The following is a 15424-nucleotide window of genomic DNA, read 5'->3' on the forward strand; positions in this document are numbered from 1 at the left end:
GCTTCCTTCTTTTCAAACGATTATGGTTTTTAATTTCGGGACAAGGGCTTTCCTGGTTTCTAAACAAAAAACGAAAATTGAAATAGATAAATGTATAGTGCTTGGACCTATTAAGCTGGCATTTGAATACAACCTTCCTCCTAACTCACAGATTTTAGTGGCCAATTTCAAAGATGATGCATTTTTCCGTTTTTTTGGAAAAGCATGTTTGGCTGATCATTTTCCTGTTCATCCTGATGAAGCTATGGAAGAAAATTGTTTTACCCGTCTTTGGTTTGAGCTGAATAATATACAAACGGCAGAAGAAAAAGTAGCACACATTCTCAATTTCTGCAGGCCCTATCTCAATTTGCAAACTCCTGCTTCAAATCTTCTGGCTAATTTTAAATCTGACACCCTCAGTCCCATTAAATTTGTGGCTGAAAAGACCGGTCAAACCGAAAGGAATATACAGCTACTGCATAAAAAACATTTTGGATACAGTGCAAAAGAGATCAACAGGTTTCAACGTTTTGAAAAAGCACTGAGGTATATTCAGGAAATATCCCTGTCATCAAAAACAATCAGTTGGTTTGAAGTCATCAATCGGTGTGGTTATTATGATCAGAGCCAGCTTATTCATGATTTTAAACACTTTATCAATCTTTCCCCTAAAAATTATCTGAAGTTCCAGCAGGACATCTGCCAGGCTGCCGGCGAATAGCCATTTTCGTTTTCTTACAATTTTTGCCTTGTATCCTATTTTACTTTTGTACTGTTCAATCAATTAAAAATAACAGTATGAAACACCTTATTATCTATGCTCATCCGAATCAGGAAAGCCTGAACGGACAGTTAAAAAAATGCATTGAGAAAACTCTTAAAGATCATGAGCATGAAGTATTTGTAAGAGATTTATATCAGCTTGAATTTGATCCCGTATTGTCTATGGAAGATATGATAGGGCAACGAAATGGTACCGTTCATGACCACATAAAAAAAGAACAGGAATATATTTCATGGGCAGATGTGGTGAGCTTCATCTATCCTATCTGGTGGACGGGAATGCCGGCTATTATGAAAGGATATATAGACCGGGTTTTCAGCTATGGATTTGCCTATCGTTATGATCAGGGAATACAAAAAGGGTTATTAACAGGAAAACAGGCAATCATTCTCAATACCCATGGAAAATCTCATGAAGAATATTCCGCTATCGGTATGGATAAAGCACTATTGCTGACTTCCGATAAAGGGATCTATACTTATTGTGGCTTTGAGATCAGGAAACATTTATTCTTTGATAAGGCAGACCGTGCCACACCTGAGAATATAGAAATATGGCTTTCTAAAATCAGGGATATCTATACATGTCATGATAAGCTTATTTCCCTTTAATAAACCTTACAAAAATATTTTATCCATCTCAAATAGTATAAAAATAAAACCCGTATCAACAAAACAATTCAACAAACCAGACTATAATCCCTATTTATTCAAAGCTTATAAAATCTTTAAGAAAGTATGCAAATATAGTTTATACATTGCCTTGCTGTATTTCGCTTATGAAGGATTCATGGCATGGGATTGATTATTGTAGAAAAACTTATGGATAAGAAGCAGGATTATAGGAGTCCTGCTTTTCTTTTTATGCCTTGATATCCTGATTAAATCATCTGCCCTTTTGAACAAAGTTAATTAGGCCTTTTCAACAAACTCATACAACAGGATCCGTCCTAATTTTGTCCTATTAATAACAACTAAATATATTCAAAATGGAAAAGAATAATTATCAGGGAGCTTTACAGCAACCTACCAACTCAGGTTTTAATTCAAAATCAACCGCAAGCGAAGTCATTAAAAATATTGACCTTACTGGCAAAACAGCTATTGTAACAGGTGGAAACACCGGGATTGGACTGGAAACCACACGGGTATTGGCTGCAGCCGGAGCCTTTGTGATTGTACCTGCAAGAGATATGGAAAAAGCAAAGAAAAACCTGGAAGGAATTCCCAATGTAGAAATTGCCCCTATGGATTTAATGTCTCCTGCATCTATTGACAGGTTTGCTGAAAATTTTATTGCTTCAAAAAGACCTTTACACTTATTGATAAACAATGCCGGTATTATGTGGGTACCTTTACGCAGAGATGAACGGGGTATAGAATCACAACTGGCCACTAATTATTTAGCTTTATTTCAGCTCACTGCAAAATTATGGCCTGCCTTAGTAAAAGCCAATGGAGCCAGAGTAATCAACCTCTCTTCGCATGGGCATCATTTTGCTCCTTTTGATTTTGATGATCCTAATTTCCTTCATAGAGAATATGAAACCCTGCAAGGATACGGGCAATCTAAAACAGCTGTCAATCTTTTTTCAATGGAACTGGATGTACGTGGACAATCTTCCCATGTAAGGGTTTATGCAGTTCATCCCGGCTCTATTGGAGGAACTGAATTAGGCAGAGAAGCTCCATTAGAACTGTTTCAAAAAATGGGATTTGTGGATGCGGAAGGCAATATGCTGCCAGAAATAGCAGCATCACTAAAGACTATTCCGCAAGGGGCTGCCACAACGGTATGGTGCGCAACAAGCCCTTTATTGGATGCTATTGGAGGAGTATATTGTGAAGATGGTGATATCGCTGAACAGTCATCAGATATTGCTCATCAAAAAGGAGTAAATCCTTATTCACTGGATGAAAGCAATGCAAAAAAACTTTGGAAGCTTACCGAGGAAATAACAGGTATCCGGTTCAATCCGGAAGCAATCTGAAGCGTTTTTTAAAATTATTTTATTCTATTTCAAACTATTAAAAATCAAAAAAAATGGAAGATTTAAAAGGTAAAATAGCCGTTATTACAGGTGGCAATAGTGGTATTGGTTATGCCACAGCCCAAAGATTAAAAGAAAATGGCGCTGAAGTCATCATCACCGGAAGAAGAAAAGAAGCGCTTGAAAAAGCCGCAGAAGAACTGAATGTGACAGCTATCGTTGCTGACCAATCAAAACTCTCTGATATAGAAAATCTGGTTCAACAGGTAAGGAAGCAATTTGGAAAGATTGATATTTTACTTATCAATGCCGGTATCACAAAGTTTGCAACGATAGAAGAAACCTCTGAAAACTTATTTGATGAAATCATGAATGTGAATTTCAAGGGAGCTTACTTTACTTTAAGCCGGTTTATTCCTTTGCTTAACGATGGTGCTTCAGTGATTATGCTTTCTTCTACCTCAGCAACCATATCCCCACAAAGTGCTTCTATATATGCTGCCAGTAAAGCCGCTATTAATGCGGTAGTAAAAATAGCTGCACTTGAGCTTGCTTCAAGAAAAATACGTATTAATGCTGTAAGTCCCGGACCTATTGCTACAGAGATTATGGATAAAATAGGACTGACTGAAGATTTGGAAAACCACCTGATACAAAGTATCCCTTTAAAAAGAATGGGAAAAGCTAAGGAAGTTGCTGAGATGATTTATTTTTTAACAAGTGAGAATGCAAGCTTCCTAACAGGGGCCAATTTTCTGGTAGACGGAGGACAATCTATCTAAAAGCACCAACCATTCAAAGAAAGGCAGGATATTCTTTTTGCCTTTCTTAATCTTAATAATGATCTTTTAAACAAAGTAAATGATGTTATTTTTTATCTTTACATTATTGATTTCCTTTATAAAAAACAAAAAATCATGGAATACCAGGCACGCTATATCACAGAAGACATAAAGCTTTCCAGCTATGAAGACAAATTTTTCAAATCGGATATTATGTTTGACCAACATATGCTGGTATGGTTCCTTTCGGGAGAAACCAAAATTATACAGGCTGACGCTACATATACTTTTGGAAAAGGGGACATTTTCCTCATTCCTAGAAATCAATTAGCCACCATTATCAATTATCCCAAAGACGGCGAACCTCACAAAACGGTCGTCATGCATCTGTCAACTGAAACTTTAAAGAAATTTTATGCAGGCAAAAATATAAATCCTCAACCACAAAAATCACCTAAGATTTTTCTTTTCAAAAATCACCTGCTGCTTGAAAGCTGCCTGGCATCCCTCATCCCTTATTTTGATATGGAAAATATCCCTGAAGATATTGCCTCCATTAAAATTACTGAAGCCATCAGCATTCTCAGAACAGTAGATCAAGAGATTGATCATGTGCTCGCCAATTTTGAAGAACCTGGAAAGATTGATCTTGCAGATTATATGGAGAAAAATTTCATGTTCAATCTTCCACTGGAAAAGTTTAGCTACCTGACAGGCAGAAGCCTCACTACATTCAAACGGGATTTTAAAAAGTCTTTTACCATGACTCCACAACGGTGGCTAACCCATAAACGTCTGGAACTTGCTTATTATCAGCTTACAGAAAAGAAAAAAAAGCCACTGGAAGTATGTTATGAGGTAGGATTTGAAAACCTTTCCCATTTTTCCTTTGCTTTTAAAAAACAATTTGGTATTTCTCCAAGTTTCCTGGTATCTTAAAGTGATCATTCCCGGTTTAAAAATTATTTCAAAGGTGTAATTTTTAATCCTGTTTTCTGAAAATCATTATATCAGAAAGGTCATAACTTTCAGAAATACTTATTCTTTAATTTCCAAAATTCACAAAGTGCGGAACCTCTGTGGCAAAACTGTTCATTGGCAGAAGATTATTACGGTTGCTGTTAAAATCAAATACGGAGTTGTTATCAAATGGAACACGAGGATAATAGGTAAAAGAAACCTGAATCCTGTTGAATACTAAAAAAGGATTATTAATTAAAACCCCTATTCCTATTTTAGTGTTTGCACGTGTACTTAATAATTTTTCATTGGGCATTCCCAACCAGCCTAATGCCATTGTTAAATAAGGACTGAAATGAAAATTTTTCCATGTTTTGTTAATGAACATCTGAAGCTGGTATCTCAGCACCATTTTTTTAGTCCCGATATAATCTGCGTTATAAACAGGAAACTCATCAGGCGATGAAAGGTTAATTCTGTCTTTATACGAATAATTATGTTGTGGATTTCCCAAAGCTAAAGTGGGAGAAAAAAAGTGTCTTACTTTAGCAAACTTCCAGTCCATAAGATTTGTAAAATACGTTCCATCTACACGGAAAGATTCTCTGTTCTGGTCATCTTCATTAAAAAACCTTCCAAATTGTGCTTTCAGAGTAAAATATCCCAATTTTGTAAAGCTACCATAAGATGCAGAAATCCCCATATAAGGATTCACTTCTTTATTTCTGGATAAACCACCTGCGATAAGGTTTATTGAGTTCCCATAAGCAATATCTTCCGGCAAATCATACTGAAAAATATTCTTCTGAACAGAAAATCGTCTGTTGATAAGCCCTACAGACATGAGAAAACTATTGTAAGAGCTAAAATACTTATACTTATCAATTCCCGGGCTGTCTTTATACTGATAGTTCTGAAACCTTCCTATAACAGCAATATTGCTGGAGACTTTTTCACTGGGATCTGATGATACCGGGATCTGATAACCACCCCATAAATCCTGGCTGTATACTTTAATCTGAACTTCCGGAAATGTTGTATCCGTTTCTACCGGCAATAAAACATTCCGCATGAAATATTCAAAAGTAAAACCACCTGCCCACTTGGTTAAAGGGGAGAAAAAGTCTCTTCTGACATTGAAATTAATTCTTTCGTTTCTCAAAAAATCACGTTCACCAAGGATCTGTGCAGTGATATAAGATCCAAAAAGATTATAAGTAGTATAGCTTCCCATCAGATAATCCTGCTTTTCTTTGGAATCATTTCTGTAGAGAAAGTCAAATGTGTGCCCAAAGCCCAGTACGTTTTCCTCGGTAACGCCAAGCCCAATTTTACTTCCTGAATAACTTACTCTCGGCTTTAAACTCCAGGAATCAAGAACTTTTACCACCACATCAATAGAATCTTTGCTGGAAGTATCATCGGAAACGCTGATGTTTACTCTGTTTATAAAGGGCATTGTCCTTAGCAGACGTTCAGATTCATAAAGCTTCTGGGCATTATATTCTTCACCTTCTTTAAAAAGCAGGTAATTATTAACGGTAGAGGTTCTTGTGGTGGAATGCAGATGGTCTGCAAACCAATCATACCATTTTGATTTTTCCTTCGGATTTTTGGAATCATATCCGAAGGGATCAATGGTTTCAATCCTGATCTTCCGGATATATCTTTTATTATAGGCATCCTGTGGAAGCTTTTCGATCCTGGATTTAACAGAAGTTGAATCGGCCTCCCTACGGAATATGAAACGGTGGAGGAATTTGGTGACTTTTCTTTTATCTGAAAATTCTTCTATTTTATAATAAAGCGAATCTTTCTTTTCCTGTGCATTTAAAAAGAAAAAACAGCTTAAAAAGAAAATTAAGGTTACAATAGATCTCGTCATTAGTCATCAGAATTCAATACAGTCTGTAGCATCAATTTATAAGCCAACAGGCCCTGAAATAGAGATAATATATTTTTAAAGGTACTAATTTTGAAAAAAAGTCCAAATGCAATAAAGAGTGTTGCAACATCAAAAGAGCTTAACAAATCAAAAGCAGACGATACTCCCCTTCATTTTCAACAGGAGCTCTATGCACACAAGGCAAGACTTTTTGTGCGGGATGATCTACTGCCAACCGCCAGAGATGTCCTAATCCCAGGTTGGTAGGCCGGGCATTGGGCTTAGCCTGGTAATGCAGATCAAAGAAATATTCTTTCAGAAAATTGTTAAACTCATCTTCAGGTCCATCATGTAATTCTCTGAGCTTTTCCTGAATCTCAGGAATCTGTATTTTTTGCACAGCCTGGTCATTCGGCAATATATCACTTGCGGCACCATAATAGGTACATAGAAATGTATCTGTTCCGATGGGTGAACGGTCCACATGATATGAATACACATCGGTTGAAATAAAATCAAATTCTTCATCCCGATCGTAGTTTTTGAGCAGATTAAGAGAAGGCAATGCCCCGAAATCAGCTAATAACCGCAAATCATTCAGGATTATTTCTCTGGCAATATTTCCTTTTTCCGATAATTGCAATGCTAAAAGATCTTCAGCAGAAATTTCTGTAATATTATCTTTTAACTGAAGCTTAGACACAATTTCTTTAAAATCCCCATCTAAATTTCTATACCAGCACATCGCATTGATATCTCCCTGAAAATGGGTTTCTATAAGTTCAGAAAATGTAGAAACTACTCCTACCTGATGGTTATTGAAAAATGTATCGTTCATATTTTAGAATAAACAGCTTAGTTGTTATTCTCTACAAAAATAAGGAATAGCCGGAAGATGAAATAAAATAGCCATGCAAAACGCATGGCTATCTGTTTTACATTATTTTACAGTATTATTGGCTTTCTCCGATTCTTTTAAATGATGTTCCAGCGTTGGTAAAGTCTTAGCAGCAAAGGATTTTAATGAGGATTCTGTGCCTTTTGAAGCTTCTTTTTTAAATTCTTCAATGTCTTCTTTATGGTCTTTAACCATCAGATCGGCATAAGCTTTGTCAAAATCTGCTCCTTTTTTGGCTTTCAGATCATCATACTTTTTCTGTTTTTCAGTATCCAGGTTTGATGGCAGCGTGTAATTTAAAGAAGAAGCAATCGTCTTAAGTTCATCGTTAGCTTTAGAATGATCTGTAACCATCATTGCTCCCAAAGATTTTACTGCCGGATTCAAGGCATTGGTTTCAGCAAGTTTCCCCATCATAACTTCCATCTGTCCGCCTGTTGCAGCTGCGTCAGCAAATTTTTTATCCTGGTCCGAAAGCAGGTGATCTTTACCCTGTTTATTGGGTATATTTGCAGAGTCGTTAATGACTGTTCCTGATTCAGCAGGTGCAGGTGTTTCCGTACTTACCACAGATGAATCTGTCTGTGGTGCTTCATTTTTTTTGCAGGCTACAAAGGCTGCTGCTGCAAAAAGTGTTACAACAAAATTTTTCATAATAATAAATTTAAATGGTGATCAATAACAAAGTTTATTACAACTTCAATAGTGTATGCAACAACTAATCTGCCAAAGCTCATATCCTGAAAAATATAAGCTTGCTTAAAAACAAAAAAAACAACTCATTGATTATCAATCACAATCAATTATTACCTCAGCACTTATCAATCTTTTAAGACAAGATACAGACTGTTTTATCCTTATAAAAAATGCTTCGCTTTCTTTCTTTTTGCGGCGTTTTCTGCTATTTCATCAATACGTTTCTTTCGGGTTTCCGGGCGTTTGGCAAGAACAATCCATTGCAGCATCATTTTTTTCATCGATTTGCTTAAACTTTGGAAATATTCTTCTGATCCCGGATTCTTTTTGAAAGCTTCACTCAGATCTTCCGGTACTGTAAGATCTTCCACACTGTCAAGAATTACCCATGAACCGTTTTCCTTTGCAACTCTTATACATTCATAGCCGGCTTCTTTCATCAGTTCATCAGCAATCAACCGTTCTACTTTTTCTTTATTGATTCTTGACCATGTGCTGTTTGACTTACGTCTGCTGAATAGCTGTTTAAAAGACCCTTTATCAATAGTCTTTCTGGTACTGTCTATCCAACCGAAGCAAAGAGCCTCATCAACAAGCTCACTCCAACCCACTACAGGCAAGCCGGATTTTTGGGTATTGCAAATAACCCAGACGGATTGATGGGATTGATGAAAATCATTCAACCACTGTCTCCATTCTGCTCTTGTATTGATATAGATCTCTTGTTTTATATTGGTGATTCCCATTGTCATTCTGTTTTAAGATTAAACGGTATAGTGTATACGAAAATACGGAATATCTGAGATCTGAATGATACTACACGTATTATCATTAGCTTCAAGATGCTTTCCAATTTTCTCAGCGGTTGTTTCAAAGAATCATTTTATTGTATATCCTCAATATAGTCACTTCCCTTAATACTGAAAAATTATTTACTCCACATGAATTTTTCTTAAATCTTCATGCTTCAGCATAACATGAATTAGATTTATTCTTAAGTTTGTCCCTGATCCTACCCTTATGAAAAAAATCGATTTCTTGAAAAGAAACTTCGTTCCATTGATTGTATTTTGCAGTGTACTAAGCAACTGTACATCAAAAAACCAGGAAAAAGAAAGTTTCGATTATCCGCTTCTCAAAAAAAATGAAGCCCTCCGCCTTGCCGGAAACTACAAACAAGCATTAAACCTTAACCGGGAATACCTCCATATGGCACAAAAAAACGGCTATACGGATGGAGCTGCGCTTTGCTATATTAATATCTCCAACCTGTCTGTTACTGTAGGAAACTATGAAAAAGGACTGATATTTTTAAAAAAGGCAGAAGCGTTACTTAAAGAATCTGATAATGAAGCCCTCAAAGCAAGAATTTTTCAGGAATATGGTCAGATGAGCAAAGTCACCAAGCTGCACAAAACAGCTCTTGAGTACAATGCAAAAGCCCTTTATCATACAAAACAATGTTCTGTAACGGATAAAAAAAACTATGATCTTCAGAAGGTCTTTTCAAACAGGGCAGATTTTCTTTATGAAATAAAACAGAATGATTCAGCTCTGATGTACTTTCATAAAGCAATGAATATTGATAATACAGACCTTATCAACAGCCTGATTGCAAAGCACCATATGTATTATACGAAGCGAATAGATTCAGCAAAGTTTTATATTGATCGTGCCCTTACTCTTACAAATCAGAAAGAAGGAATATTAAATTCTCAAAAAGGACAGATTTACAGGATTGTAGGTGATTATTACAAAGCCAAAGAAGAGGATTCCTTGTCATTAGATTACTATCAGAAGGGGTTGGCTATTTTTATCAAAACCCACAAAGTATATAATATTCCTTTCATGTATGAAGCTATGGCAGAAACCTACGGCTACCTGGGAGATAAGGAAAAGGAAGCCGAATTCAACAACAAATTTATCCATGCAAAGGAGCAGCTATCCAACATCCAGAATGACACCGTAAACCAACTCATTGACAACTTACTGGCTGAAAAAGAAGTCTCTGCAGAGGCTTTTAAGTTCAATACCATCATCTTTTCCGTATTAATACTGCTGATAATCATTCTCATCACCTTTTTACTGTATAAAAAACTTAAACATGTAAAAAAAGAGATCATTAATGAAAGCGCTGATCTAAAAAACAATATAGTCCGGCTACAGAATGAAAATGAAGTTCTGAATAATAAAATCAGTGAAAACAACAAAGAGCTGATTCACTTGGCTGAAAATAATGATTCTTCTTTTTTAACGAGATTTCAGGAAATATATCCGGATTTCATTGATGCATTACTTAAAAGGAGCAGCGATCTCTCTTCGGCAGATTTATTACTGTGTGCTATGATAAAACTTGATTTCAGTTCTAAACAGATTGCTTCTAATATGTCTATTGAACATAAATCTGCTCAACAGAAAAAATACAGGTTAAGAAAAAAACTCAATATCCCAAGTGAAGAGGATTTTTTGGTTTTCTTTCAGAAATTAGAGAACGGGGAAAGCTATAGTGGCGATACAGAGTAATCTTAAATATTCAATCATTTCCATTTAAAAAAATTAAAGAAGCTGCTTTTACTAAATTGTATGAGCCTGATATAAAAGAGATATCAGGTTTTTATGGTTTCCCGTAAAGCAGACAATAAAAAAGAAACGTAAATTTGGCCTCTAAATTATAGAATTAGGCAAGTCCGGTTTCGGAAATGAATATACCGGAAACATATATTTCAAATACGATTTAAGAACATCAAACGTGTATTATAAGGAAAGGAAAAAATATTATTTTAAAATTGATACTGAAAACAGTGAAGGAGTTGAAGTATTCGTAGGGCAAAACGCAGGCAATCAATTGAATAACGACATTCTGAATGCAAAAGCGGAAGTTCTCATCATCTCTCCTTATATTGATGAAGTGAAGTTGGATGATCTTCTGATGCTGAAAAGCAGAAATATCAATGTGAGACTGGCCTTCAGCGATCTCCGACCTGAGCAGTATGGAAGTATATTACGAAAACTCATCCATCAGAACCGGGTGACAGATGTAAAGAAAAAAGAGAAAAGGGAAAATCTGAAAAGCCTGTTCTTTTTATCTTCTGTCATATTGCTCTGTATAGGGATTTTCTCACTTATTTATTTCGGAATCCATCTTGTGGATGATCTTACCAATTCAAACAACTGGGTGGCCCTTTTAGTTGCTATTGCCACTCTGTATGGATTCTTCAGATGTTGGGAAAAGAAAACTGAAGTGGAAAAAATGGAAGTTTACACTTATCATTATTCTGAAAACTTAAATTTCAAATACATCAGGAATAACCGTTATGACAATAAATTTTTGCATTCCAAGATCTATATCATTGATAGAAAAGTTGCCTATCTCGGATCACTGAACTATACCAAGAGTGGGTTTACTTCTAACTTCGAATCCCGCATCAGAATTACCCAGCAGGAAAAGGTAAATGAGCTGGTTTGCTTTGTACATGATATTTTTGAAGATAATGTGAATCTCCGGAAACATGAACTTTTCTATCTTGGAAAGCAGGTTTACAGTGAGGAAATGTATTAATATTCATTAAAAACAGTGGTATTGAAGAAATACCACTGTAACTAGAGACCTATACAAACCGGATTACCGGCAAATTTTTGTGTACTATTTCCAATAGTTCCAAACGGATCCATCGAATACTGCCAGCGATCTGCTGGTTACATCATAGCAGATCATTCCGGGATAAGGGCTTTTAACATTTAAATGTGGTGTAGTGATCTGTGGAAGGATCATGGCTTTATTAAGGGATTCCAGGATTAAAACTCCGTCTGCATCACTGGTTGGAGCTCCTATAATTACTCCTTTTCCCCGCTCAGGGGCATTATTTAAAGTTATTGTACCCAAATCTCCTGCGTCGGATAAAGGTTTCCATACATCATTTTCATAGACTTTTACTTTCTTATCCGTTACATCAAAAATAAAAGTTCCATTCACCAAAGCTCCGGTTGTTACTCCTGAAGTAGAAGGAAGAATTAATCCCTTAGTATTTCCGGCTACATTGTTAAAATCTAAAATCGTACTGGTACCGTCAATCATTGGTTTCTCAATGGCGACCTGAGCAAATGAAACCGTAGAAACAATAAAAGCAACTGCTAAACTTATATTTTTCATCATTTTCTTCTCAATTATATTAATCATTACAGCTTCTTTGAATACATTTCCATTCTGTACCATTGTAGAGCTTTATACACTTGTCCTGCATATCGTAAAGGATCATTCCTTCTTTTGGATCTGTAACAGAATCTCCCGGTTGTGGAGTCTGGCTTACGTGCAGAACTCGTGTAATTACAAATCCTTTGTTTTTCGATTCCATGGCGATAAAACCGTTAGGAACTTTTTCCGGCCAGCCATTGGCTTTATCCTGTACCGTAATACCCAATCTGGTAACCTCTGATGATGTTCCTGTAGCAGCCGGTTTTGTACAAAATGCATTAATTTTATCAACGATATCCGGTGCATTACCACAGCTGAATTTATCCTCAGATAATCCACTTGGCCATAAAGCAGGACACATTGCTTTTGTTGCATTCGGACCACAGAAACTTGCTGCCCCAGCGCTAAGAGAAGTAACAGATCCCATGGCAATGCCAATAATCTGGTTATCATTACTCAAAACAGAACCATTTCCACCACTCACATCTGCTTTAGCAATACAGTAAGCTTTTCCTGTAGAAAGACCTACATATTTAATGAATGGATAGGTTGTAGACTGCTGGGTAAACGTTCCACAAATCTCCACTACACTGTTGGTTCCCATTTCAATAATTGAGGTAACTCCCTGATAAAGCCCTGCAAAACTAGGGTCTCCCTGACTAACAGATCCTGTAAGGGAAAGAAAAGATTTTGTACCTAATTTAACCCGTGAATTTTTATTGCTTCCATGTACCCCGATTGTAATAGAACCAGTGGATTTAACACTTGCCCCATCATTAATCTCAAGATTTCCATTTACCTGAATGTCTACTGATTGTAGCTGACCAGATTGGATAATAAGGGTAGCTTCATTCGGAATTGTAATATTACTGCTTACAGTAAGATTTCCGTTAAGACAATACGTGTTTCCGCTTGTCATCAGCTGTCCTGTATACGGAATACAAGCTGCGCTTTGAATGGCAAAATTAGTATTTGAGATATCGAAAAATACACTGGGTACATTTCCTGATGCCGTACTTGTGCTTGGTGCAATTTTGATTCTCGCCTGTGTAGTGGCAATATTGGGTAAAGTAACTGCTGCAGATCCTGAGTTAGGTAAAGCAGAGGCCAGTACTGTAAATGTATTTCCACCGTCTGTTGAAAGCAGGATATCTACCAGTTTACAGTTAACCGGAGCATTATTGGTTCCGTTTACACTCCATGTTACAGGCAGGTTGTTTCCGGCTGTGTAATTACCTGAAGGGTCATTCGTAATCAGGAAGGGTCCTGAATTGTCAACATTCACAACCACATCCTGAGTAGTTGTTCCGCCATTCCCGTCACGAACGGTTAATGTATGTTTGGTATTAAAAGCTACAGACGGAAGTTTATCTCCTCTTGAATTATTGGTTCCTGCCAATACCGCAGAAAGAAGGGGATAATATCGCAATCCCGGATCTGTTCCTGTTGTAACCGGAGGATAAGATCTGAAGAATGGCGGATGGGTAGTATTTTCAAGAATACTTGCGTCAAGACTTGGTGGCGGATTTCCTCCTACATCCTGTAAATCACTGATATCTGTTCCTTCCCATGAATAGCTTAACGGATCGTTATTTCCGTCATAAGCAGTTCCTTTAAGATAAAAGGGAGTTGATTTAGGAATGGTATAAGAAGCCTGCATCGGATTGATAACAGGAGCTGTATTTCCTGAGGCTGTAGTTGTATAGCAGCTTACTGTTGCTATATGATCCAGAGCCTGTTTGATACTGGATACGTGGAAATTCAGAAAAGGGCCTATTTTTTTTCCTCCGCTATAGGTATCTGAATAATCATCATCTCCTACTACTCCATCAGCAGGATTGCTATTGGAACAGGTAAAACCATAGCTCATCACTGTAGCTCCTGAACCCGGCTCTACAGACGTGGTATAATCACGGGTGGTACATACTGGGATGTTACTGTTATAGGAATGTCCCATCCCGAACTGATGTCCTATTTCGTGGGCAATCAGCTGAATGGAAAATATTCTTGCATAAGAAACTTCATCACCGATGTTGGAAACTCCGCTCCCTTTAGAGGCATTATCACATACTGCAGGTGTAGAAGCAATACCACCTCCGGAGCCACTTCCTCCTGCTCCAAATACGTGGCCAACATCATAATTACTGCTGCCTATTACTGCATCAAGGTTTGCCTGGTTTTCATCAAGCATTGTACTTTGACTGGTTGCCGTGTACGGGTCGGTAGCAGGATTGGTATAGATGATATTGGTACCGCTTACCAGCTGAAACGTTACTCCCAACTCTGATTCATATACTGCGTTTACTTCATTAATATATGCAACAATAGTAGCTAAAGCAGCACTGGCACTGCCTCCACCAAAAGCTGCTGTATATTCACCTGTTGCCGCTATGGCAAGTCTGAATTTTTTAATTTCAGTTCCGTTAGAGAATTTTGCGGACTGAAGGGCTGTTTTTCCTGACACTTTGGAGGTTAACTTTGTGAGGTCCGAACCCGTTCCGCACCTGCTTTGGGAAGCAGGTTTTACGGGCATTAAAGCGTCTCTGGAAAAATAGCTTTTATATAGATTATTTGTGTTCTTGATTTTTTCTATGATAACGGCATCACCGCCTACTCCCAGAATAATGGCATCAAAACCTTCAGGAGTAAGGCTTAAACGGATTTTATACCCCGGATTTTGTGTTCCTTTTCCTTTATAGGTTCTGATATCTGTATGTAAAGCCTGAAGCTCGGGAGTAAGAACAGAAGATTCCTGAATAATAAAAGTTTCTGTTTTTCCGTTAGGGAGAGGAATATCCAATGAAATTCCGGGAGTTGTATATTTACCTGTTGAGGGAGCTGTTGCCAGGTAATTTTTCAATCCGAATTTGTCCATTTCCAGGACTGAGTATTTATTTAAATTCTCAACAAAGATAGGTTTTACCTTTCCTGCTGTTTCATCATTGGAGATACTTTTAAAGAATCCCCGTTGTGCGTAGACCATTTGGGAGCTTGCTACCGTTACAAAAACTCCAACCAAAAATGGCCTTATTTTTTTATTCATAAATAAAATTTTCAACAAATTTATTCAGTGTATAAAGTTCCTACCAACTGAAATGGGGAAATATTATCGAATTTATTCTATATTAATTCACAAAAAGCGGGTATTTTATCAATACAAAGTAAAATTTTCATTAATTACTGTATATCAAATAGATAAACCCGTTTTACCATCACATGATTACTGTAATTATTTCATTATATTAAACATAATCG

General features: G+C 36.8%; 13 protein-coding genes. 7 read left to right on the forward strand and 6 right to left on the reverse strand.

The annotated features are described in order from the left end of the window. The 5 genes from BBH99_RS21210 to BBH99_RS21230 form a co-directional block, all read left to right on the forward strand. Positions 1 to 703 (forward strand): helix-turn-helix domain-containing protein (locus BBH99_RS21210; RefSeq protein ID WP_066700381.1); only part of this gene is annotated, 703 nt, incomplete at its 5' end. 77 nt (positions 704 to 780) lie between these two features. Continuing rightward, a complete protein-coding gene (locus BBH99_RS21215) occupies positions 781 to 1377 on the forward strand; it encodes an NAD(P)H-dependent oxidoreductase (protein WP_066700383.1) in 597 nt (198 codons plus the stop codon). Positions 1378 to 1754: 377 nt separating this feature from the next. Then, the gene (locus BBH99_RS21220; RefSeq protein WP_066700384.1) at positions 1755 to 2756 is read left to right on the forward strand and encodes an SDR family NAD(P)-dependent oxidoreductase; all 1002 of its coding nucleotides are present in this window, start codon (positions 1755 to 1757) and stop codon (positions 2754 to 2756) included. Between the two features lie 53 nt (positions 2757 to 2809). Further along, complete coding sequence (locus tag BBH99_RS21225) at positions 2810 to 3538, forward strand: SDR family NAD(P)-dependent oxidoreductase (RefSeq protein ID WP_066700385.1); 729 nt, start codon at positions 2810 to 2812, stop codon at positions 3536 to 3538. Between the two features lie 135 nt (positions 3539 to 3673). Next, positions 3674 to 4477 carry a helix-turn-helix domain-containing protein gene (locus BBH99_RS21230; RefSeq protein ID WP_066700388.1) on the forward strand — a complete coding sequence of 268 codons (804 nt, stop codon included), beginning with the start codon at positions 3674 to 3676 and terminating at the stop codon, positions 4475 to 4477. Positions 4478 to 4583: 106 nt separating this feature from the next. Here BBH99_RS21230 and BBH99_RS21235 read toward each other — a convergent pair whose 3' ends face one another. From BBH99_RS21235 to BBH99_RS21250, 4 genes are all read right to left on the reverse strand, one after another. Further along, on the reverse strand, positions 4584 to 6383 hold the full coding sequence (locus BBH99_RS21235; RefSeq protein WP_066700390.1) for a POTRA domain-containing protein: 1800 nt from the start codon (positions 6381 to 6383) through the stop codon (positions 4584 to 4586). Positions 6384 to 6522: 139 nt separating this feature from the next. Further along, positions 6523 to 7221, reverse strand: a complete 699-nt coding sequence (locus BBH99_RS21240) for a DUF1826 domain-containing protein (RefSeq protein ID WP_066700393.1) — start codon at positions 7219 to 7221, stop codon at positions 6523 to 6525. A 102-nt stretch (positions 7222 to 7323) separates the two neighbouring features. Beyond that, positions 7324 to 7935 (reverse strand): DUF4142 domain-containing protein, encoded by a 612-nt coding sequence (locus tag BBH99_RS21245; protein WP_066700394.1) that lies wholly within the window; start codon positions 7933 to 7935, stop codon positions 7324 to 7326. Positions 7936 to 8138: 203 nt separating this feature from the next. Continuing rightward, positions 8139 to 8729: a YdeI/OmpD-associated family protein gene (locus tag BBH99_RS21250; protein WP_228390865.1), complete on the reverse strand. Its 591-nt coding sequence runs from the start codon at positions 8727 to 8729 to the stop codon at positions 8139 to 8141. A 286-nt stretch (positions 8730 to 9015) separates the two neighbouring features. Between BBH99_RS21250 and BBH99_RS21255 the strand changes: the two genes are divergently transcribed. Both BBH99_RS21255 and BBH99_RS21975 read left to right on the forward strand, forming a co-directional pair. Then, positions 9016 to 10500, forward strand: a complete 1485-nt coding sequence (locus BBH99_RS21255; RefSeq protein ID WP_123873235.1) for a helix-turn-helix transcriptional regulator — start codon at positions 9016 to 9018, stop codon at positions 10498 to 10500. Positions 10501 to 10726: 226 nt separating this feature from the next. Then, complete coding sequence (locus BBH99_RS21975) at positions 10727 to 11536, forward strand: phospholipase D-like domain-containing protein (RefSeq protein ID WP_165601976.1); 810 nt, start codon at positions 10727 to 10729, stop codon at positions 11534 to 11536. Between the two features lie 84 nt (positions 11537 to 11620). Here BBH99_RS21975 and BBH99_RS21265 read toward each other — a convergent pair whose 3' ends face one another. Together BBH99_RS21265 and BBH99_RS21270 are read right to left on the reverse strand one after the other, a co-directional pair. Further along, complete coding sequence (locus BBH99_RS21265; protein ID WP_228390866.1) at positions 11621 to 12190, reverse strand: hypothetical protein; 570 nt, start codon at positions 12188 to 12190, stop codon at positions 11621 to 11623. Beyond that, on the reverse strand, positions 12147 to 15212 hold the full coding sequence (locus BBH99_RS21270) for a reprolysin-like metallopeptidase (protein ID WP_066700396.1): 3066 nt from the start codon (positions 15210 to 15212) through the stop codon (positions 12147 to 12149). Before BBH99_RS21270 ends, BBH99_RS21265 begins: the two co-directional genes overlap by 44 nt. Positions 15213 to 15424 lie beyond the last annotated feature (212 nt).

Origin of the sequence: Chryseobacterium contaminans, from assembly GCF_001684955.1 — a bacterium.
In the GTDB taxonomy this organism is placed as follows: Bacteria; Bacteroidota; Bacteroidia; order Flavobacteriales; family Weeksellaceae; genus Chryseobacterium; species Chryseobacterium contaminans.

Coding starts and splice junctions, on each gene's coding strand:
- BBH99_RS21250 (WP_228390865.1), bottom strand. CDS start 8,729: ATGACAATGGGAATCACCAATATAAAACAAGAGATCTATATCAATACA.
- BBH99_RS21220 (WP_066700384.1), top strand. CDS start 1,755: ATGGAAAAGAATAATTATCAGGGAGCTTTACAGCAACCTACCAACTCA.
- BBH99_RS21225 (WP_066700385.1), top strand. CDS start 2,810: ATGGAAGATTTAAAAGGTAAAATAGCCGTTATTACAGGTGGCAATAGT.
- BBH99_RS21215 (WP_066700383.1), top strand. CDS start 781: ATGAAACACCTTATTATCTATGCTCATCCGAATCAGGAAAGCCTGAAC.
- BBH99_RS21235 (WP_066700390.1), bottom strand. CDS start 6,383: ATGACGAGATCTATTGTAACCTTAATTTTCTTTTTAAGCTGTTTTTTC.
- BBH99_RS21230 (WP_066700388.1), top strand. CDS start 3,674: ATGGAATACCAGGCACGCTATATCACAGAAGACATAAAGCTTTCCAGC.
- BBH99_RS21270 (WP_066700396.1), bottom strand. CDS start 15,212: ATGAATAAAAAAATAAGGCCATTTTTGGTTGGAGTTTTTGTAACGGTA.
- BBH99_RS21240 (WP_066700393.1), bottom strand. CDS start 7,221: ATGAACGATACATTTTTCAATAACCATCAGGTAGGAGTAGTTTCTACA.
- BBH99_RS21245 (WP_066700394.1), bottom strand. CDS start 7,935: ATGAAAAATTTTGTTGTAACACTTTTTGCAGCAGCAGCCTTTGTAGCC.
- BBH99_RS21265 (WP_228390866.1), bottom strand. CDS start 12,190: ATGGTACAGAATGGAAATGTATTCAAAGAAGCTGTAATGATTAATATA.